The organism is Curtobacterium sp. JUb34, assembly GCF_003755065.1.
Taxonomy (GTDB): domain Bacteria; phylum Actinomycetota; class Actinomycetes; order Actinomycetales; family Microbacteriaceae; genus Curtobacterium.
Genome location: NZ_RJVH01000002.1, coordinates 368,118 through 387,729, shown reverse-complemented (window position 1 = coordinate 387,729; position 19,612 = coordinate 368,118). Strand labels below are relative to the sequence as shown.

Here is a 19,612-nt window from a genome sequence, read left to right as displayed (position 1 = left end):
GCGTGTCAGATCGTCATCCTTGGTCCAGGTACGTCGCGATCGGTGACTCGTTCACCGAGGGGATCGGCGACCCCGACCCCACGGTCCCCGGGGGCAACCGGGGGTGGGCGGACCGAGTCGCCGAGGTGCTCGCGCACGGGTCCGACGACTTCGCGTACGCCAACCTGGCGATCCGCGGGCGGCTCCTGCAGCAGATCATCGACGAGCAGGTCGAACCGGCCCTCGCGCTCCGCCCGGACCTGGTCACGGTGTCCGCCGGTGGCAACGACATCATCCGGCCGGGCTCCGATCCGGACGAACTCGCCGAACGGGTGGACGCCATGGTGTCGCGACTGCGGAGCGACGGCGCCACCGTGGTGCTCTTCACCGGCCCCGACGTCGGCATGACGCCGGTGCTCGGCATGGTGCGCGGCAAGACGGCGATCTACAACGAGAACCTGCACGCCATCGCCCTGAAGCACGGCGCCCTGGTGGCGAACATGTGGGCGCTGCGGGTGCTCCGCGACCCGCGCATGTGGGCGCCGGACCGGCTGCACCACTCCCCGATGGGCCACTCGACGATCGCCGCGGCGGTGCTCGACGCCCTCGGGGTGCCGCACGGGCTTGAGCCGTTCAACCCCGATCCGCTCGAGGCACGGCCCTGGCGCGAAGCCCGTGCCGAGGACCTCGGCTGGGCGAAGGAGTACCTGGTGCCGTGGGTCGTCCGGCGCATCAAGCACACGTCGTCGGGCGACGGCGTCTCGGCCAAGCGCCCCGAGCTGCAGGACGTCGTCGAGCACCGGTCCGACACCCCGTAGCGGAACGAGGGGCATCCGAGTCCGCACGCCTCTCCAGCCGCGCCCCACCACGGTCATCGCGCCCCGACTCCCCAGGGCGCGATGACCGTGGGGGGGCGCGAACCGGGTCGTGCACCCTGTGGTGGGCGCAGGTCAGTCGGCGGGCCGGTGCAGCGTCAGCGCGCCGTCGTGCAGCGGTTCGGTCTCCCACGTCGTGCCGACCGTGCCGGCAGCGAGGTCGACGCGGAGCCACAGCAGGTGCGGCGTCTCCACGAAACGGAGCGCGACGAGCACGGCGCCGTCCGACCGGGTCGCGGCGCTCGCTGCGAGGGCACCCTCGACGGCCCACTTCCCCTCTCCGACCGGCACCGACGCCGAAGCTCCATCGGCTGACACGGTCAGTCGGATCCCATGGGCCCCACGGTCGAAGCCCAAGGCGTCGAGCGCCGCACCGGGCAGCAGCCGGAGTGCACGACCGGCCACGTGCTCGGGGAGCGAGCCGCCGCGCACCGCGGGCAGCCCCAGGGAAGCGAGTCGGGCCTCCAGGGCGGTGTCCGCGTCGGCGTCGGACGGACGGTCGACGGCGGGCAGCAGGTGCTGCCAGGCCGCATCGAGGACCGCCTGCATGTCGAGGCTCTGTCCCGTGATCGCGAGGACGACGTCCTGCTCGGGCAGGACGACGCAGAACTGGCCGTAGGCGCCGTCGCCGCGGAAGCCGTGGCGGGCCATCCAGAACTGGAAGCCGTAGCCCTGGGACCAGTCCGGGTTCTCCTCGCCCGGGTTCTCGACCTGGGTCCTCGTGGCGGCGGCGACCCAGTCCTCGTCGAGGATCCGCTCGCCGTCCCACACCCCGCGCTGCAGGTAGAGCTGGCCGAGCGCTGCGATCGCCGAGGTCGGGGCGTAGCACCCGCTGTACCCGAGTTCGGCGCCCGTCTCGTCGCGTCGCCAGGCGAGGTCGTCGATGCCGAGCGGGTCGAGCAGCCGCGGCCGCAGGTACTCGACGAGGGACCCGCCGCTGACCTGTCGGACGATGCTCGCGAGCGTGTACGTGCACGGCTGGTTGTAGGCGAAGACGGAGCCGGGCTCCTCGTCCGGCGGGGTGAGCAGGAAGCCCCGGACGGTGTTCGTCGGGTCGGCGGCGCGAGCGCGGTCGAGGGTCTCCTCGCGGTGGCCGCTCGCCATCGCGAGCAGGTGCCGGACCCGGATGCGGCGGCTGCGTTCGTCCGTGATCTCGGCGTCGAGCTCGGGGAAGTACGACAGGGCGGTGGCGTCGAGGTCGATGAGGTTCTCGCGCACGGCGATGCCGACCGCAGCCGCGGTGAAGCTCTTGCTCAGCGAGTAGAGCAGGTGCACCCGGTCGGCCGCGTACGGCTGCCACCACCCCTGGGCGACGACCTGGCCGTGGCGGAGCAGCATCAGGCTGTGCGGCTCGACACCGGGGGTCGACTCGAGGGCGTCGACGAACGCGAGCACCCCGCGGGCGTCGATGTCGCGGGCGGAGGGGGTGGTCCGGGAGAACGTCGTCGTCGTCACCCGTCCGACAGTACGGACTCCGGGTGGTGCGCGTCAGCGCGCGAGCACCGTCAGCCCTGGAACGGGTTCGTCCAGCGCCACCAGACGCCGGGGTCGTCGATCGTCCGCTCGAGCACGAGCGGCACCGTCACCGGGTCGTGGTCCGTGACCGTGAAGCGGACCGTCCCGACCCGCTCGCCCTTCGTCCCGAGGGTGACCTCGTCGAGGTGTGCCGTGGCGCGGACCTTCGTCTTCCCCCAGACCAGGACCTCGGCTGCCTTCGCGGTGACGGCGTCGGCCTCGTCCTGCCAGGGGGTGGAGAACGTGCCGAAGGTCTGCCCGGCGTGCGTGAGGGGCACGACCTGGAAGTTGTCGGCGACCGACCGGAGCAGCCGTTGCACGTCGACGTCGAGCGAGTCGTGGTCGACCCCGCCGAGCATCACGCCGATGACGGTGACGTCGCGGCCGCCGCGCTCGTAGGTCGCCGCGAACAGCAGGCAGGCGCCCGCTTCGTCGAGGGTGCCGGTCTTGATGCCCTCGATGCCGTCCAGGCCGAGCAGCTTGTTCGAGTTCTCGATCTCGCCGACCGTCGGGATCGTGACGTCCTTCGTGCCGACGATCTCCTTGACGACCGGATCCGCGAGCGCGAGCTGACCGAGGTCGACCAGGTCGGTGGCCGTCGACGTGTTCTGCGGGTCGAGACCGGTCGGCTCGTGGATCGTGGTGTCGTCGAGGTCGTGCTCCTCGAGCCACTTCGTCGCCGCCTGCTCGTACTCGGCGATCGACCCGAACGCCCAGATGGCGAGGGCGCCGGCGTAGTTGTTCGCCGACTTCATGAGCATCACCTGGAACGCCTGGTGCTCGGTGAGCTTCAACCCCGCCGGCATCGGCGCGACCTCGCCGTTCATCGCCGCGTACTTGGCGTACAGCGACTCCATCTTCGGTGTGAAGGTGATCGCGGGACCGGACTCCCCCGCAGCCATCGGCTTCTCGTCGAGCACCACGAGCGCGGTGACGATCTTGGTGATGCTCGCGATCGAGCGGGGCTTCGTGTCGCCGCTGGTGCGCAGGCTCTCCGGGAAGTCGGTGGCCTCGACCGCGGTGGCGCCGTAGCCGGGGAAGCTCAGCGCCGGCACGCTCGACGTCGGGGCCGAGTACGTGGTGGTCGAGGCGCTCGCCGGGCCGAACGGCACGACGGCCGCGGCCACGAGGTACCCGGCGACGAGCACGAGGACCGCGACGACGGAGATCGTCACGGGCCTCCGGACGGCGGAGCGGGGGCGACGGACGACTCGTGACACGGGAACCGAGCGTACCGGTCGGTCCCTAGACCCGGGCTGCGACCGGCTGCTCGGCGGCGGGCGTGTCCGTCGTCGCTCCGGTCGGGGTCGGCCGCGCGAACGTCAGCCGCCGGGACAGGTACGCGAACACCGGGCCGAGCGCGTTCATCACGACGACCGAGGCCCATGCCGCCCAGGCGTTGCCCGGATCGAAGCCGAAGCCGCCGAAGCACGTCGCGAAGAACGAGGCGAACCCGAGGAACATGCCGGGGACGAGCCCGAACAGTCGCGTCCGACCCGTGTACATCAGGGCACAGTTGACGACCAGGATGAGCAGCGCGAGCACCGTGTTCCGCGCGGCCTGACCCTCGCCGAGCACCGTGCCGAAGCGCTGGTCGAGCAGCACGATCACGAGGCCGAAGGCGGACCCGATCGGCATCGCCGCCCAGAGCCGGGTGGCGTTCCGGAGCGTGGGCTTCCCCCCGAGCAGGAACATCCCCGCCCAGCTGATGAAGATCGCCCAGGTGGGCAGGTGCAGCGCATTGCCGCCGATGAACGCCGTGGTGCCGGCGAGGACCGAGGCGACGATCTCGTGCGGGATCCGTTCACGCATGGGTGAGCTCCTTCGATCGAGTGGTGGACCCGGTGGTGAGTCGGGTGGTCCTGGTGGTCTCCGCGACGACGCGGCCGCGCTTGAACACGAGGTTCCGGTCGGGACGGTCGAGCAGGACCCCCGCCGGGTCGGTCGTCGACAGGACGACGAGGTCGGCGGCGGCTCCCGGCCGGATGCCGTGGGTCTCGGCGACGCCGACGACGCGGGCCGCGGACGACGTGGCCATCTCGAGCACGCGCCCGAGGTCGTCGGGGCCGGACAGGTGCCCCACCTGCGCGAGCAGCAACCCGATGTCGAGCAGGTCCGCGTTGCCGAACGGCGTGAACGCGTTGCGGACGTTGTTCGACGAGTAGGCGGTCGTGACGCCGGCGTCCCAGAGCTCGCGCACCGGGACGACCCCGCGGCGGACGTCCCGGTCGTCCGAGCGGCCGCCGAGGTGCAGGTCCGTGGCGGGCAACGGCACCACCGCGACACCGGCCGCGGCGAGCTTCGCGAGCACCGCGCTGCGCGGGACCGGCGGCAGGCTGGCGAGCGAGGTCACGTGTCCGAGGGCGACCCGGTCCTGCAGCCCGCGAGCGGCGACGCGGTCGGCGATGTGCCCGGCGAGGGCGAACCGCGGGTCGGACGTGTCGTCGGCGAAGTCGGCGTGGAGGTCGGCCGGCACGTCGAACTCCTCGGCCAGGTCGAGGACGGTCTCGACGTGCTCGTGGCACGCGGCCAGGGTCGCCTCGTTGTAGGTGCAGCCGCCGATGACGTCGGCCCCGGCGGCGAGCGCCCGGCGGAGCAGGGCGAGCGTGCCCGGCGCCTTCGCGATGCCCTCCTGCGGGAACGCGACGATCTGCAGGTCCAGGGCGTCGCGGTACTCGTCGCGCAGTGCGAGGAGCACCTCGACGCCGGTCAGTCCGACGACGGGGTCGACGTCGGGGTGTGCCCGGACGAGTGTCGTGCCGTTGGTGATCGCCTGGTCGAGCAGGGTCCGGGCGCGGTCACGGACGGTGTCGTGGGTGAAGCCGCGCTTGAGCTCCCCCGTCACCGCGATCGCGCCGGCGAGGGTGCCGTCGGGGTTCGGTCGTTCGCGGTCGAGCAGTGCCTTGTCGACGTGCAGGTGGGTCTCGATGAGCCCGGGGATCACGACGCGACCGGCACAGTCCACGACGTGCGCCGCGCCGGTCGGCTCGTCCTCCGTGCCCGCCTCGGCGACCCGGACGATGGTGCCGTCGGCGACGTGGACGTCGACCAGGCGGCCGTCGGTGAGGCGGGCCGTGCGCAGGATCAGGTCCATGGTGGTTCTTCCTCGCTCGGGATGGATCGGACGTGACCCACCCTTCGCCCGCCGTGTTTCCGGCTCCGTTTCGTCGTGTGACGAGCGTGTAAACGTTGGTCGTACCAATGAACCAATCGGACCAACGGACCGTAGGCTCGTGCTCATGCAGAGAGGCCGCACACTGAGCGCCGCGACCGCCGCGCACCTGGCCCGCCTGGTGCTCGAGGACCTGGCACCCGGCGACAAGCTCCCGCCGGAGCGGACCCTGGCCGAGGACCTCGCCGTGTCACGCACCACGGTGCGTGAGGCCATGCAGGAGCTCGAGCGCCGTCGGCTCGTCTCCCGGACACCCGGCCGTGGCACCGTCGTGCTGCCGCGCTCCGAGGAGGCGACCGCCCTGCTCGAGCAGCAGACGGGCGCGGCCCACGGCGACGACCTGGCGCGACGAGCCGAGCACGTCGCCGAGTTCCGCACGGTGGTCGAGCCGAGGGTCGCCGGCCTCGCCGCGGTCCGTGCCGGCGAAGCGGACCTGCTCGCCCTCGAACGCGTCCTCGCCGCCACGCACGCGGGGCTCAGCCCCGAGGAGTCCCTGGCCCAGGACGTCGCGTTCCACGTGCAGGTCGCGCGCGCCTCCGGCAACCCGCTGCTGGTGTCCCTGTGCGAGCTCAGCAGCGGGTGGGTGCAGGACGTCCGTGCGCGGTCGCACAGCACCAGCGAGGGTCGCCGCTCGTCGTTCGTCTGGCACGAACGGATCCTCGACTGCATCCGACGTCACGACGAGGACGGCGCCCGTGACTCGATGACCGACCACCTCGCCGACGTCGCCCACCTCGTCGAACGGAAGGCCGACCGATGACCACGATGACGACTCCCGCGATCCCGACACTGCAGCCCGGTGCCGGCCCCGTCCGCTCAGCGCGCTACCTGCCCGTCGACCCCGACACGGTCCTCTGGGGTCGACTGCCGAACGGCGACGACCGCCCGACGATCACGATCGCGTCCGGCGAGGACGTGACGGTCGACACCGTCAGCCACGAGGGGATCCTGCCCGACCAGGGCAGCGACCCGCGCGCGTACTTCGGGTCGCACGGGGTCGCCCCGGAGCACGTGCTGGACGACGCCGTCGCGATCGCCCGCGCCGCTCGTCGTGACCCGTCCACCGACGGTCCGCACGTGGTCTCCGGCCCGATCGCCGTCGAGGGTGCCGAACCGGGCGACGTCCTGACCATGACGGTGCTCGAGACGCTGCCGCGCGTGCACTACGGCGTCGTCTCGAACCGGCACGGCCGTGGTGCCCTGCACGGCGAGTACCCGGTCGACGGCACCACGGTCAGCGTCTTCGCCGACGTGGTCGACACGGCCGAGGGCCGGCGGGGCCGCATCCCCCTGACCGGTGCCCGCGACCGCTTCGCGCACTTCCCGCTCGCCCCCTTCCTCGGCATCATGGGCGTCGCGACGCCCGGCGAGCGGTTGCACTCGGTGCCACCGGGCCGGCACGGCGGCAACGTCGACGTGAACCTGCTGCAGGTCGGCGCGCAGCTGCACCTGCCGGTCCTGGTGCCCGGGGCGCTCGCCTACGTCGGCGACCCGCACTTCGCGCAGGGTGACGGCGAGGTCGCCCTGACCGCGATGGAGGCATCGCTCCGCGCGACCGTCCGGTTCGACGTCACGCCCGCCGCCGAGGCCGCGCAGCAGTTCGGTGACCTGGTCTGGCCGCTCGTCGAGACCCACGAGTTCCTCGTGCCGACCGGCATGGACCCGGACCTCGACGAGGCCGTCCGCGCCTGCGTCCGGCACGCGGTCGCGATCCTCGGTGCCCGCTGGGGCATGGAGCCGCACCTGGCGTACGCCTACCTGTCCGCCGCGACGGACTTCAACATCTCGCAGGTGGTCGACCTGGTCACCGGCGCACACGCCCGCATCCGCAAGGCCGACTTCGAGGAGCCCGCCCGATGACCACAGGAGCGCCGGAGGGCTTGCTCGACGCCCTCGACGCGTACGAGGCCGCCCTCGCCGCAAACGACCTCGAGGCCCTCGACGCCGCGTTCGTCGACGCGCCCGGCACGATGCGCGGGGACGACCGCGGCCTGCTCGTCGGGCACGACGCGATCAGCGCGTTCCGCGGGGCACGGGGTGGGGTCCAGACCCGCTCGCTGACGCGCGTCGAGGTCCGACCCCTGGCCGACGGACTCGCCCTGGTCGTGTCGGTGTCCGAGTTCGCGGCGGGTGGGCAGGGCCTCCAGACCCAGCTGTGGCGGCGCGACGGCGACACGGGCACCCACACGGGGTCCGGCACCGGCACCCCACCGCGCTGGCGCATCGAGGCCGCCCACGTCACCGGCCGTCCCAAGGCGTTCGACACCACGGTCTGGCGGGCCGTCGGGGACCCACTGGTCGCCCCCACCGCGTCCGGACCGCTCGACGGACGCACCGTCGCGGTGAAGGACCTCTACGCCGTCCCCGGCCAGCCCGTCGGCGCCGGCAACCCCACGTACCTGCGCGAGTCCCCCGTCGCGACCTCGCCGGCCGCCGCCGTCGCCGCGCTCCTCGACGCCGGCGCGTCGATCCGCGGCATCGCGCGCACCGACGAGTTCGCGTACAACCTGACGGGTCGCAACGAACACCACGGCACCCCGCCCAACGGGGCGGTCCCGACCCGACTGCCGGGAGGCTCGTCCAGCGGATCCGCATCGGCCGTCCGTATCGGGATGGCCGAGATCGGGATCGGCACGGACACCGCGGGATCGGTGCGGGTCCCCGCCTCGTACCAGGGGCTGTGGGGCCTCCGGACGACCCACGGCGCGGTCTCCCGACAGGGCCTGCTCCCGCTGGCGCCGTCCTTCGACACGGTGGGGTGGCTCACCCGGAGCGCCGACGTCCTGCTCGCGGCGCTCGACGCCAGCATGCCGTCGGTGTCGGCGACCGCGTCGGCCTCTGCAGCGGCGTCGGACGAGCCGACCGAGCTGCTCGTGCCCGCTGAGCTGGTGGACCTCGTCGAGCCCGCCGTCGCTCAGGCCTTCGCCGCGTTCGTCGCCGGACAGGACGCACCGATCGGTCCTGTGCGGCTCGCCGACCTCGGGGTCCCGCCGCTCGAGGACCTGCGCGAACTCCTGCGCCTCGTGCAGGCCGCCGAGGCCGTCGCCGCCCACGGTGCCTGGATCGACGCCCACCCCGGCGCCCTGAGCGCCGTCGTCGGCGACCGGTTCGCCGCCGCCCGGGCGAACGACCCCACCGCCACCGCCGACGCCGTCGCGCGACTCGACGACGTCCGGGCCACGATCCGCACGGCACTCGCCGACCGGACCCTGCTCTTCCCGACCGTCCCGGGGCCCGCACCGCTCATCGCCGCCGACACCACGGCGCTCGAACGCACCCGGACCGCGACGACGGCGATGACGAGCCTCGCGAGCGTCGGCGGCCTGCCGGCGGTCAGCGCTCCCGCCCTCACCGTGGACGGCGCACCCGTCGGCGTCTGCCTGGTCGGCGGACCGGGCACCGACCGTGCCCTGGTGATCCGTGCCGGACGGATGCTGCAGCCCTGACGCGAGCCGCGCCTCCCGGTCCGCTCGTCGCGGCGCTAGGAGGCGAGCCGCTGGGCCTGGGTGACCGCCCACAGTCCGACGGCGCTCGCCGCGGCGATGTTGAGCGAGTCGACGCCGTGCGCCATCGGGATCCGCACCGTGGTGTCGGCCGACGCGATCGCGGCGGGCGTCAGCCCCTGCCCCTCGGTACCCATGACGAGCGCGACCTTGCCGGGGACGTCACGGGCGAACTCGGCGAGGTCGACGGACTCGTCGGTGAGCGCCATCGCGGCGAGGTGGAAGCCCTGCGCGCGCAGTTCCTCGCCCGCCGCCGGCCACTCGCCGATCCGGGTCCACGGGATCTGCAGGACCGTGCCCATGCTCACCCGGACGCTCCGTCGGTACAGCGGGTCGGCGCAGCGCGGACTGACCAGGACCGCGTCGGCGCCCAGACCGGCGACGCTGCGGAACACGGCTCCGACGTTCGTGTGGTCGACGATGTCCTCGAGCACGACGACGAGCTTCGCGTCCCGCACCACCTCGGCGACCGTCGGCAGCTCGGGGCGCTGCACCGCGGCGATCGCGCCACGGTGCATGCGGAAGCCGGTGAGTTCCTCGAGCAGGGCATCGGGACCGACGAAGACCGGACCGTCGTGGTCGGCGACCAGCGGCAGGACGCTGTCGAGCCACTTCTCCTGCACCAGGATGCTCCGAGGGATGTGGCCGGCACGGACCGCGCGCTCGATGACCGTGTTCGACTCGGCGATGTACAGGCCGCCCTCCGGTTCGCTCACCCGGCGGAGCGCCACGTCGGTCAGACGGGCGAAGTCGTCGAGGCGGGGGTCGTCGAGGGAGTCGATGCGGACGGGGTGCACGGGGCTCGTTTCGGTGTGGCGCAGGTGGTGGGCCGGCCGGTGACGCGCTGGCGTCGCGGATGGCGGACCGGTCGGTGTCGCGGCTGGTGTCGCGGCTGGCGTGCCGGTCGGGAAGCGACCGGGACGGTCGGCTGTTGAGGGTACCGTGAACAGGGTGCTGGATGATGCTGCGTCGACGACCGGACCGCCCACCGGGGCGCCGACCGGTCCGCCGACCGGTCCGCCGACCGCAGCGGACCTCGACCGCGTGGTCGAGGTGCTCGCGGGCAAACGCTTCGCCGTGCTCTCCGGCGCCGGCCTGAGCACCGACTCCGGCATCCCCGACTACCGCGGCGCCGGACGCGTCGTGCGCAAGCCGATGACGTTCCAGGAGTTCCGATCGGACGCCGCCAAGCGGCAGCGGTACTGGGCCGGGTCGCACCTCGGCTGGCGGAGCTTCGCCGCTGCCCGGCCGAACGAGGGACACCGGGCACTCGCCGCGCTCGAGCAGGCGGGTGTCGTCACCGGGGTCATCACCCAGAACGTCGACGGTCTGCACCTGCGGGCCGGGTCCCGCCGCGTCGTCGAGATCCACGGGTCGATGGACCGCGCCCTCTGCCTGACGTGCGGGCAGGTGTTCTCGCGCGCCGACCTCGCCACGACGATCGACCGCGCCAACCCGTGGATCGACGAGCCCGGCTCGGTGCAGCTGCAGCCCGACGGCGACGTCGAGATCACCGACGTCGAACGCTTCGTGGTGCCCGACTGCTCGGTGTGCGGCGGGATGCTCAAGCCGGACGTCGTGTTCTTCGGCGAGTTCGTGCCGACCGAGAAGTTCCACGAGGCCGTGTCGATCGTCGCCGACGCCGAAGCGCTGCTCGTGGTGGGGTCGTCGCTGACGGTGAACTCCGGCGTGCGGCTCGTCGACCACGCTGCCCGCCGCAAGAACCCGGTGGTCATCGTGAACCGCGGTGCCACCCGCAGCGACCGCCGCGCAGCCGTGAAGCTCGACGGCGGGACGACCGAGACGCTGGTGCACCTGGCCGAGCGGCTGGGGGCGGCCGGGTCCGCGCCCGCGGGGTCCGCTCAGCCGTCTGGGATGATCGACGGGTGACGACGCTCCTGTACCTGGTCCGGCACGGTGAGACCGACTGGAACGCGCAGCGCCGCATCCAGGGTTCCACCGACATCCCACTGAACGACACCGGACGGCGACAGGCCGCCGACGCCGCCGAGCTCCTCGCCCGCCGGCGGTTCGACGCCGTCGTCGCCTCACCGCTGTCCCGCGCCGCCGAGACCGGGGCGATCATCGCCGACCGCCTCGGACTGGCAGCGCCCACCACGTACCCCGGGTTGGCGGAACGCTCCTACGGCGAGGCCGAGGGACTCACCGACACCGAGGTCACGGCCCGGTACCCGCACGACGACATCCCCGGGCGCGAGTCCCGATCGGCGCTGCTCGCCCGCATCACCGAGACGCTCGGCGAGATCGCGGTGCGCTTCGACGGCGGGGTCGTGGTCGTCGCCACCCACGGCGCGGTGATCCGGAGCGTGGTGAACGAGGCGGCGCCCGGCACCGCCGATCGACACTCCACCCCGATCCGCAACGGCTCGATCCACTCGTTCCGCTGGGACCCCGAGCGCTTCCACGCGGAGCTCGTCCGGTTCGACGACCCCATCGACGACGTCTCGGACGGGCCCGGGCGGTACGCGTTCGACTACCAGAACCCGCTGGAACGCCGGGGCTGAGCGGACGGCACGGCCGTCCTGCGACTAGGCTCCGACGCACCCGAACCAGGGGGCGACATGGTGACCGACGGAACCGACACGGGTGGCTGGCAAGCCGCCGACCGGCAGGACGACGACCTCGACCGTGCCTTCGGCCCCGAGACCGCCAGCGTGCAGACCCGCACGATGGGACAGCGGGCCCGCACCTGGCTCGTCATCGGCGGCAGCACCGTCCTCGTCGCCGGGGTGATCGCCCTCGTGCTCGGCACCATCATCGGCAGCGTGCAGAACGGCATCGGCGGCGTGTTCCCCCGACCGGACATGGCCCTCGACCGGCTCGACGACCGGCTCGCCGACGTGCCGGGCGTCACCGAGGTCCGTCACCACCGGGCCGAGAAGACCGGCTTCGCGAGCTACGACGCCACCGCGACGATCACGGCCGACCCGTCGCTGGACGCCGCCGCCCGGACCGACCTCGTCGACGCCCTGAGCCGTGCGACCGACTCGGCTGGCGGCAACGGCGTCCGGGTCGTCGCGATCGCCGACCTCGGCACGCTCGAGGTGGGCGTCTCCGACTCCCGTGCGGTCACCGCGAAGCGCCTGGTGCTGGCGGACACGCTCGACCACATCGGCGGGGTCACGGCCGTCCGCTGCTCGTGGGAACGCGGTGGCACCCCGTCGGACCGCGCCGCCGATCAGTCGATCACCGTCGAGACCCCGGGACGAGGGGCTGCCGTCCCACCGATCGTGGCGCGGGTGACCGAGGAGACGCACAAGGTGTTCCCCGGGGCGAGCGTCGAGGTGGTCGCGGCGAAGTAGGTGCCGGGCGGTCGGCCGACTCGGAACGACGGAACCGATGTCGTACGACGTCGACCATGTCGCATCGCGTCGCGCGTCCCCGCCCAGCCCCGCCCCGCCTACCGCGCGCGCCGGTCGGCCACGGCCCGCTCGACCGCCCGCACCACCTGCTCCGCCGAGTCCTGCCACCGGAACCGCGCCGCCCGCTCGACCGACTGCGCCGAGGCCTCGTCCCACCGTTCCTCGACCCGCCGCACCGCAGCAGCGACCGCCGACGGCGACGCCGGGTCGAAGTACTCGGCCGCACCGCCGCCGATCTCGCGGAAGATCGGGATGTCGCTCACCACGACCGGGGTGCCGACGCCCATCGCCTCGACGAGCGGGATGCCGAAGCCCTCGTCGAACGACGCCGTCGCCAGGGCGGTCGCCGACCGGAGCACGGACAGGTACTCCTCGTCGGTCGCACCGTCGTGGAACACGATCGCGCCGGCCGGCGCGAGCGCCTCGAGCCGTGCGCGGTCGGCGTCCGACACCCGTGACATGCAGTGCAGGGTCCAGTCCGCACCGAGCAGCGGCAGCGCGGCCGCCAGTGTCTCGACGTTCTTGTAGGGCATGAACGAACCCATGTAGACGAGCGAGCGGTCGCGCGGCGCGCCGGCCACTCGCGGTGTCGCCGGGTCGGCGGCGTTGTACGCCACCGTCACGGGACGCTTCGTCAGCCGGTGCTCGGCGATGAGCCCGGCGGTCGTCTCCGACACGGTGACGACCCCGTCGGCACCGTTCAGCAGGAACCGCTGCGGTGCCCACGACAGGTGGAACGCGCGCCACCCGAGCCGGAGCGGCCACGAGAACTCCCGCGGCGGCGTGCGGTTCCGGTAGTAGATCAGGTCGTGCAACGTCAGCACGAGCGCGTAGTCGCGCCCGCGCGAGCCCATCGTCTGCATCGGCGAGAACACCGCATCGAGGCCGAGCCGGTTCACCCGTCGCGCGACGAGCGGCTCCCCCGCGTCGGTCGGCGCCGGCAGCAGCTCCCACGGCAGGTCGCGCGGCAGGGACTCGAGCTGGCGCTCGTCGTGGACGAGCAGCACGAAGTCGTGCCGGTCGGGCAGGTTCCAGACGACCCCGGCGGTGAACCGGCTGATACCGTCGTGGCGGCCGATGCGGACGTAGCGGCAGTCGATGCCGATGCGCAGGCGCGTCACGCGTCGGTCTCCTCGGTCGCGCTGGCCGTCGTCGCGGTCGCCCTGGAGGCCCGTCCCGCGCCCGCCGGTCGGCCCGCCTTGGCGGCGCGGCCGCGTCCAGGGCGCGCGGGTGTGTCCGCCATCCGGCGCAGCACGGCGGCGGCGGCCGGTGCCGGTGTCTCGTAGTGCACCAGGTGCCCGACCCCGGGGATGACCACGAGCTCGGCATCGTGCAGGCGTGCGGCCAGGGCGCGCTGCTCCGGCACCGCCGTGATGTCGTCGTGCTCGGCGGCGATCATCAGGACCGGCACGTCGATGCGGTCCGCGTACTCGGACACGTCGTGGGTGACCGAGGTGCGGAACGCCTCGAGCACGCTCGTGCGGTTCGCGAAGGCGGAGAAGTACCGGTCGTGCTGGTCGTGCACCCAGCGGCGCATCCCGCGGTCGTGGGACTTGAGCATCGCGATGCTCATCACCCGCACGATGGCGGCGTTCCGCAGGATGCCGAGCCCGATCGGCTTCGGCAGCACCGCGCCGGCCCGGTAGTAGCCGATCGCGATCCCGGTGCCGACCGCCCGGGGTCCCTGCAGCGCGGGAGCGGCGATCGGGTTCACGAGGACGAGCAGCCGCGTGTCGAGCCCCGCGGCGACGCTGGCCGACACCACGATCGAACCGAACGAGTGACCGAGCACGACGGCGTCGCGCCCGAGTCCGAGCGTGGCGTGGAACGCGGTCAGCCAGGCGACGTACGACTCGATGTCGGACACCGGCAGCGGGTCGGACACGCCGAAGCCGGGCAGGTCGGGCACGATCACGCGCACGCCCGCCAGGTGCGCGGCGATGGTCTCGAGGCCGTGGTGGTCGCCACGGAAGCCGTGCACCGCCAGGACGGTCTGCGTCGCGTCGGACGGCCCGTACTCCCAGTAGTGCGTGGTGCGGCCGTCGACCTGCACGGACCGGTGGACCACCGGCGTGGCGGCCATGAGCGACTGGTACGGGGAGAGCACGGGCGGTTGCATCGGCGCCAGTCTACGAAGACATCCGCACGAAACCCCGGACACCCGCAGCATCGCGCGCCTATCGTGTCCGGGGCGGGCTCTCGATGCGGCCCGTGGACCTTCGACGAGGAGCACGGTGACCTTCACAGCCCCGATCCAGCTGCCCGGCCTGACGCTCGACCCGCAGTGGTACAAGCGCTCGGTCTTCTACGAGTGCATGATCCGCTCGTTCGTCGATTCGAACGGCGACGGCATCGGTGACCTGCAGGGCGTGATCGGCAAGCTCGACTACCTGCAGTGGCTCGGCGTCGACGCGCTCTGGCTGCCGCCGTTCTTCCAGTCCCCGATGCGCGACGGCGGCTACGACATCGCCGACTACAAGGCGATCCTGCCGGAGTTCGGCACCCTCGACGACTTCCGCGAGCTCGTCACGAAGTCGCACGAGCGCAACATGCGCATCGTGATCGACATGGTGATCAACCACACGAGCGACCAGCACGAGTGGTTCCAGCAGTCGCGCGAAGACCCCGACGGCCCCTTCGGCGACTTCTACGTCTGGCGGGACACCGACGAGGAGTACCCGAACATCCGGATCATCTTCGTCGACACCGAGGAGTCGAACTGGACGTTCGACCCGGTCCGCCGCCAGTTCTTCTTCCACCGGTTCTTCTCGCACCAGCCCGACCTGAACTTCGAGAACCCCGCGGTCGTCGAGGCCGTGTACGACGTCGTCCGGCACTGGCTCGACCTGGGCGTCGACGGGCTGCGGCTCGACGCGATCCCGTACCTGTTCGAGTCCGAGGACGGCAACGGCGAGGGCGAGCCGGAGACCCACGAGTTCATCAAGAAGATGCGCGCGATGGTCGACGACGAGTACCCCGGCCGCGTCCTGCTCGCCGAGGCGAACCAGTGGCCGCGCGAGACCGCCGCCTTCTTCGGCACCGACGAGGAGCCCGAGTGCCACATGGCGTTCGACTTCCCGGTCATGCCACGCATCTTCTACTCGCTCCGGGCGCAGCACGCGAAGGAGCTCGCCGCGATCCTGTCCGAGACCCTCGACGTGCCCTCCGCGGCCGCGTGGGGCGTGTTCCTGCGCAACCACGACGAGCTCACGCTCGAGATGGTCAGCGAGGAGTACCGGCAGGCGATGTACGGCTGGTACGGCTACGACCCCCGGATGCGCTCCAACATCGGCATCCGGCGCCGCCTCGCTCCCCTGCTCGACAACTCGCGCGCCGAGCTCGAGCTCATCCACGCGCTGCTGTTCTCGCTGCCGGGGTCGCCCTTCCTGTACTACGGCGACGAGATCGGCATGGGCGACAACATCTGGCTGCCCGACCGCGACTCGTCCCGCACGCCGATGCAGTGGACCCCCGACCGCAACGCCGGGTTCTCGACCGCGGACCCGGGCAAGCTCTACCTGCCCGTCGTGCAGTCCCTCGTCTACAACTACGCGCAGGTCAACGTCGAGGCGCAGCTCGCGCAGTCGCGCTCCCTGCTGCACTGGGTCCGCAACGTCATCCACGTGCGGAAGGCCCACCCGGTGTTCGGACTGGGCACGCTGCACGTGCAGGAGACCTCGAACGAGTCGGTGCTCGCGTTCGTGCGCTCGTGGGAGGGCTCCGGGCAGCAGTTCGGACCGTCGGCGGAGGACGTCCTGTGCGTGTTCTCGTTCGCCACGAACCCGACGTCCGTCACGGTGTCGGCCCCGGAGTTCGCCGGTCGCCCGCTCTACGACCTGTTCGGCGGCGGCTCGTTCCCCGCGTTCGACGAGGACGGCACCGTCACCCTGACCCTCGGGACGCAGTCGTTCTACTGGCTGCACGTCGGCGCGCCGGTCGGGTAGCGCGGGTGGTGTCGGTGCGTCCCGTTAGCCTGACCGCGTGACGTTCCCCACAGCACAGCTCGAAACGCCCGCCCCGGCGCAGGACCTCTCCGGACGCCCCTGGTGGCACGCCCTCGGCGTCTTCGACCTCGAGACCACCGGTGTCGACGTCGAGACGGCGCGGATCGTCACGGCGCACGTCGGCCTCATCGACATGACCGGAGCCTCCATCGCCGAGGGCGCGTGGATCGCCGACCCGGGCATCGCGATCCCCGAGGGCGCCGCGGCCGTGCACGGCTACACCACGGAGCGGGCCCAGGCCGAGGGGCGTCCCGCCGCCGAGGTCGTGGCCGAGATCATCGCTGCGATCGAGGCCGTGTTCGCCCGCGGGATCCCGCTGGTGATCTACAACGCGCCGTACGACCTGACGGTCCTCGACCGCGAGGCCAAACGGCACGGCTTCGCCTCCCCCGTCATCGGCAACGTCGTCGACCCGCTCGTCATCGACAAGGCCCTCGACACGTTCCGCAAGGGCAAGCGCACGCTCGAGGCGGCGTCCGAGCTGTACGGCGTCACCCTCGACGACGCGCACGACGCGGGTGCGGACGCGATCGCGGCCGGTCGGGTTGCCCAGGCCATCGCCGGCAAGTACCAGGACGAACTCGGCATCTCGGCCGAAGAGCTCCACCGCAAGCAGGTGGGGTGGTGCGCCGAGCAGGCCACCTCGTTCCAGGAGTACATGCGCAAGAAGCGCGATCCGTCGTTCACCGCGGACGGCCGGTGGCCGCACCGCAACGGCTGACGCAACGCGGAACGGGCGGTCCTCCTGAAGGAGGACCGCCCGTTCCGACGTGCTGTGGGGCTGCTTACTTGGAGAAGCCCTTGAAGCGCTGGTTGAACTTCTCGACGCGACCGGCCGAGTCGAGGATGCGCTGCTTGCCCGTGTAGAACGGGTGCGAAGCGGAGGAGATCTCGACGTCGATCACCGGGTAGGTGGCACCGTCGAGCACGATCGTCTTGTCGCTGTTCGCGGTCGAACGCGTCAGGAAGGTCTCACCGGAGGCCAGGTCACGGAAGACGATGGCGCGGTACTCGGGGTGGGTGTCGGTCTTCATGGAGTTTCCTCGATAGCGGTAGCGGTGGTGGGATTGCGCGAGATGCGCGGGAAGTCATCGGCTTGCGCCAGCCGTCAACGTTACCAGACGGACGGCACGATCGCAGCGCTACGACGCGCGCGCCGTGTAGCGGCCGGCGTCCTTCGTGACGGACAGCGCGATGCCGAACGCCTCGGTCAGGGTCTCGTCGGTCAGGACCTCGTCGATCGGTCCGGCGGCCTGCACGTGGCCGTCGGCGAGCACCAGGGCGTGGGTGAACCCGGCGGGGATCTCCTCGACGTGGTGGGTGACGATCACGATGGCCGGCGAATCGGCGCTCTGGGCGTAGCCGCCGAGGGTGCGGACGAGGCTCTCGCGGGCGCCGAGGTCGAGCGAGGCGGCCGGCTCGTCCAGGAACAGGATCTCGGGGTCGGTCATGACGGCGCGGGCGATCTGGACGCGCTTCTGCTCGCCGTCGCTCAGCTCGCCGAAGGTGCGGTCGGTGAAGGACCCCAGGCCCCACTCCTCGAGCACACGCTGGGCACGGCGGACGTCGAGTTCCTCGTACTCCTCGTTCCAGCGACCCGTGACCGAGTACGCGGCCGTCAGCACGACGTCGATGACCTTCTCGGTCACCGGGATGCGACGGGCGAGGGCGGTCGACGCGAAGCCGATGCGCGGGCGGAGCTCGAACAGGTCGGCGCCGCCCAGCTCGGTGCCCAGCACCTCGACGTCACCGGAGGTCGGGAACGTCTGCGCGCCGGCGACCTGCAGCAGCGTGGTCTTGCCGGCACCGTTCGCGCCGAGCACGACCCAGCGTTCGTCGTCCTGCACCTCCCACGAGATCGAGTCGAGGATGGTGGCCCCGTTGCGGACCACGGAGACGTCTGACAAGCGCACGACCGAGGGCATGCGACCAGCCTACGGGTTCCGGCCGAGCACCTCGTCGTAGACCTGCCGTGTCCTGGTGGCGATCGCGTCCCAGGTGAACTCCGACTCGACGCGCAGGCGTCCGGCGCGGCCCATGAGCTTCGCGAGCCCCTCGTCGGCCAGCACCTCGTTGAGGGTCGCCGCCAGGTCCGCCACGTACTTGTCGGGGTCGGTCGGGGTGCCCGTGCCGTCCTGCGCCTGGTCGATCGGGACGATGCGGCCGGTGAACCCGTCCGCGACGACCTCTGGGATGCCCCCGGTGCCGGTGCCCACGACGGGGATCCCGCACGCCATGGCCTCGAGGTTCACGATGCCGAGCGGCTCGTAGATCGACGGGCACACGAACACGGTGCCCGAGGACAGCACGTTGACGATCTCCTGGTGCGCGAGCATCCGGTCGATCCAGACGACGCCCTCGCGCTGCTCGCGGAGGCCCTCGACCAGCCCGGTGACCTCGGCGAGGATCTCGGGGGTGTCCGGCGCGCCGGCGCAGAGCACGATCTGGACGTCCTCGGGGAGCGAGGCCACGGCGCGGAGCAGGTAGGGCAGCCCCTTCTGACGGGTGATCCGGCCGACGAACACCACGCTGGGACGCGACGGGTCGATCCCGAGGGCACGGACGGCGTCCTCGTCGACCTGCGGCTTCCAGGCGTCGATGTCGATGCCGTTGTAGACGACGTGCACCTTCGACGGGTCGATCGACGGGTACGAGCGCAGGATGTCGGCGCGCATGGCCTTCGACACCGCGATGACACCGTCGGCGTTCTCGAACGCCTCGCGTTCCATCCAGCTCGACAGGCGGTAGCCGCCACCGAGCTGCTCGGCCTTCCACGGACGGAGCGGCTCGAGGCTGTGCGCGGTGACGACGTGGGGGATGCCGTACGTCAACTGCGCGATCCGGCCCGCCGAGTTCGCGTACCAGGTGTGCGAGTGCACGAGGTCGGCACCCTCGACGTCGGCAGCGATGGCCACGTCGGTGCCGAGCGCCTGCAGCGCGCCGTTCGCCTGCTCGAGCCCGGCCGGCGTCCGGTACCCCCAGACGTCGGCTTCGTCGCGGAAGGCCCCGAACGCCCGGACACGGACGTCGGTGTCCGTCCCCGACCGCAGCGCAGCGGTGAGTTCGGACACGTGGACACCCGCACCGCCGTAGACCTCCGGCGGATACTCCCTGGTCAGCAGATCGACTCGCACTGGATCAACGTAACCGGTTCCCAGTGCTGACGCCTACTGTGAGCGGC

At 72.0% G+C, this 19,612-nt stretch carries 19 protein-coding genes; 9 read left to right on the top strand and 10 right to left on the bottom strand.

Annotated elements, in window-relative coordinates:
* Positions 1-2: 2 nt before the first annotated feature.
* Positions 3-797 (top strand): SGNH/GDSL hydrolase family protein, encoded by a 795-nt coding sequence (locus tag EDF63_RS08295; protein WP_123312585.1) that lies wholly within the window; start codon positions 3-5, stop codon positions 795-797.
* A 132-nt stretch (positions 798-929) separates the two neighbouring features.
* Here EDF63_RS08295 and EDF63_RS08290 read toward each other — a convergent pair whose 3' ends face one another.
* Genes EDF63_RS08290 through EDF63_RS08275 form a run of 4 tightly spaced genes read right to left on the bottom strand, consistent with a single transcriptional unit; the run spans position 930 to position 5,463 of the window.
* Positions 930-2,309, bottom strand: coding sequence for a serine hydrolase (locus EDF63_RS08290; protein ID WP_123312584.1), 1,380 nt, complete (start codon positions 2,307-2,309; stop codon positions 930-932).
* Positions 2,310-2,359: 50 nt separating this feature from the next.
* Positions 2,360-3,589: a D-alanyl-D-alanine carboxypeptidase family protein gene (locus EDF63_RS08285; protein ID WP_123312583.1), complete on the bottom strand. Its 1,230-nt coding sequence runs from the start codon at positions 3,587-3,589 to the stop codon at positions 2,360-2,362.
* A 25-nt stretch (positions 3,590-3,614) separates the two neighbouring features.
* Complete coding sequence (locus EDF63_RS08280; RefSeq protein WP_123312582.1) at positions 3,615-4,181, bottom strand: DUF1097 domain-containing protein; 567 nt, start codon at positions 4,179-4,181, stop codon at positions 3,615-3,617.
* On the bottom strand, positions 4,174-5,463 hold the full coding sequence (locus EDF63_RS08275) for an amidohydrolase family protein (protein ID WP_123312581.1): 1,290 nt from the start codon (positions 5,461-5,463) through the stop codon (positions 4,174-4,176). The genes EDF63_RS08280 and EDF63_RS08275 overlap by 8 nt, the downstream gene beginning before the upstream one ends.
* Before the next feature lie 145 nt (positions 5,464-5,608).
* Here EDF63_RS08275 and EDF63_RS08270 point away from each other — a divergent pair, with 145 nt between their 5' ends.
* From EDF63_RS08270 to EDF63_RS08260, 3 genes are read left to right on the top strand one after another with little or no spacing between them, the layout of a single operon-like run.
* Positions 5,609-6,301, top strand: a complete 693-nt coding sequence (locus EDF63_RS08270; protein WP_123313103.1) for a FadR/GntR family transcriptional regulator — start codon at positions 5,609-5,611, stop codon at positions 6,299-6,301.
* Positions 6,298-7,401: an acetamidase/formamidase family protein gene (locus EDF63_RS08265; RefSeq protein WP_185021346.1), complete on the top strand. Its 1,104-nt coding sequence runs from the start codon at positions 6,298-6,300 to the stop codon at positions 7,399-7,401. Before EDF63_RS08270 ends, EDF63_RS08265 begins: the two co-directional genes overlap by 4 nt.
* Positions 7,398-8,987 (top strand): AtzH-like domain-containing protein, encoded by a 1,590-nt coding sequence (locus EDF63_RS08260; protein ID WP_123312580.1) that lies wholly within the window; start codon positions 7,398-7,400, stop codon positions 8,985-8,987. The genes EDF63_RS08265 and EDF63_RS08260 overlap by 4 nt, the downstream gene beginning before the upstream one ends.
* A gap of 35 nt (positions 8,988-9,022) precedes the next feature.
* Here EDF63_RS08260 and EDF63_RS08255 read toward each other — a convergent pair whose 3' ends face one another.
* Positions 9,023-9,841: an RNA methyltransferase gene (locus EDF63_RS08255; protein WP_123312579.1), complete on the bottom strand. Its 819-nt coding sequence runs from the start codon at positions 9,839-9,841 to the stop codon at positions 9,023-9,025.
* 154 nt (positions 9,842-9,995) lie between these two features.
* Between EDF63_RS08255 and EDF63_RS08250 the strand changes: the two genes are divergently transcribed.
* Genes EDF63_RS08250 through EDF63_RS08240 form a run of 3 tightly spaced genes read left to right on the top strand, consistent with a single transcriptional unit; the run spans position 9,996 to position 12,367 of the window.
* Entirely contained in the window at positions 9,996-10,934 is a 939-nt protein-coding gene (locus tag EDF63_RS08250; protein WP_123312578.1) for a Sir2 family NAD-dependent protein deacetylase, read from the top strand.
* Positions 10,931-11,569, top strand: a complete 639-nt coding sequence (locus EDF63_RS08245; protein WP_123312577.1) for a histidine phosphatase family protein — start codon at positions 10,931-10,933, stop codon at positions 11,567-11,569. Before EDF63_RS08250 ends, EDF63_RS08245 begins: the two co-directional genes overlap by 4 nt.
* A gap of 57 nt (positions 11,570-11,626) precedes the next feature.
* Positions 11,627-12,367 (top strand): hypothetical protein, encoded by a 741-nt coding sequence (locus tag EDF63_RS08240; RefSeq protein WP_123312576.1) that lies wholly within the window; start codon positions 11,627-11,629, stop codon positions 12,365-12,367.
* 98 nt (positions 12,368-12,465) lie between these two features.
* On the opposite strand, the gene EDF63_RS08235 is transcribed toward EDF63_RS08240, so the two are convergent.
* Positions 12,466-13,539 carry a glycosyltransferase family 1 protein gene (locus tag EDF63_RS08235; protein ID WP_123313101.1) on the bottom strand — a complete coding sequence of 358 codons (1,074 nt, stop codon included), beginning with the start codon at positions 13,537-13,539 and terminating at the stop codon, positions 12,466-12,468.
* 5 nt (positions 13,540-13,544) lie between these two features.
* A complete protein-coding gene (locus tag EDF63_RS08230; protein WP_123312574.1) occupies positions 13,545-14,546 on the bottom strand; it encodes an alpha/beta fold hydrolase in 1,002 nt (333 codons plus the stop codon).
* Positions 14,547-14,661: 115 nt separating this feature from the next.
* Here EDF63_RS08230 and treS point away from each other — a divergent pair, with 115 nt between their 5' ends.
* Together treS and EDF63_RS08220 are read left to right on the top strand one after the other, a co-directional pair.
* On the top strand, positions 14,662-16,371 hold the full coding sequence (gene treS, locus EDF63_RS08225; protein WP_123312572.1) for a maltose alpha-D-glucosyltransferase: 1,710 nt from the start codon (positions 14,662-14,664) through the stop codon (positions 16,369-16,371).
* Positions 16,372-16,408: 37 nt separating this feature from the next.
* On the top strand, positions 16,409-17,152 hold the full coding sequence (locus EDF63_RS08220) for a 3'-5' exonuclease (protein WP_123312570.1): 744 nt from the start codon (positions 16,409-16,411) through the stop codon (positions 17,150-17,152).
* A gap of 64 nt (positions 17,153-17,216) precedes the next feature.
* Here EDF63_RS08220 and EDF63_RS08215 read toward each other — a convergent pair whose 3' ends face one another.
* The 3 genes from EDF63_RS08215 to glgA form a co-directional block, all read right to left on the bottom strand.
* Positions 17,217-17,465, bottom strand: coding sequence for a type B 50S ribosomal protein L31 (locus EDF63_RS08215; protein ID WP_123312568.1), 249 nt, complete (start codon positions 17,463-17,465; stop codon positions 17,217-17,219).
* A gap of 108 nt (positions 17,466-17,573) precedes the next feature.
* Positions 17,574-18,356, bottom strand: coding sequence for an ABC transporter ATP-binding protein (locus EDF63_RS08210; RefSeq protein WP_123312566.1), 783 nt, complete (start codon positions 18,354-18,356; stop codon positions 17,574-17,576).
* Between the two features lie 9 nt (positions 18,357-18,365).
* Positions 18,366-19,565, bottom strand: coding sequence for a glycogen synthase (gene glgA / locus EDF63_RS08205; RefSeq protein ID WP_123312565.1), 1,200 nt, complete (start codon positions 19,563-19,565; stop codon positions 18,366-18,368).
* Between the last annotated feature and the right edge of the window lie 47 nt (positions 19,566-19,612).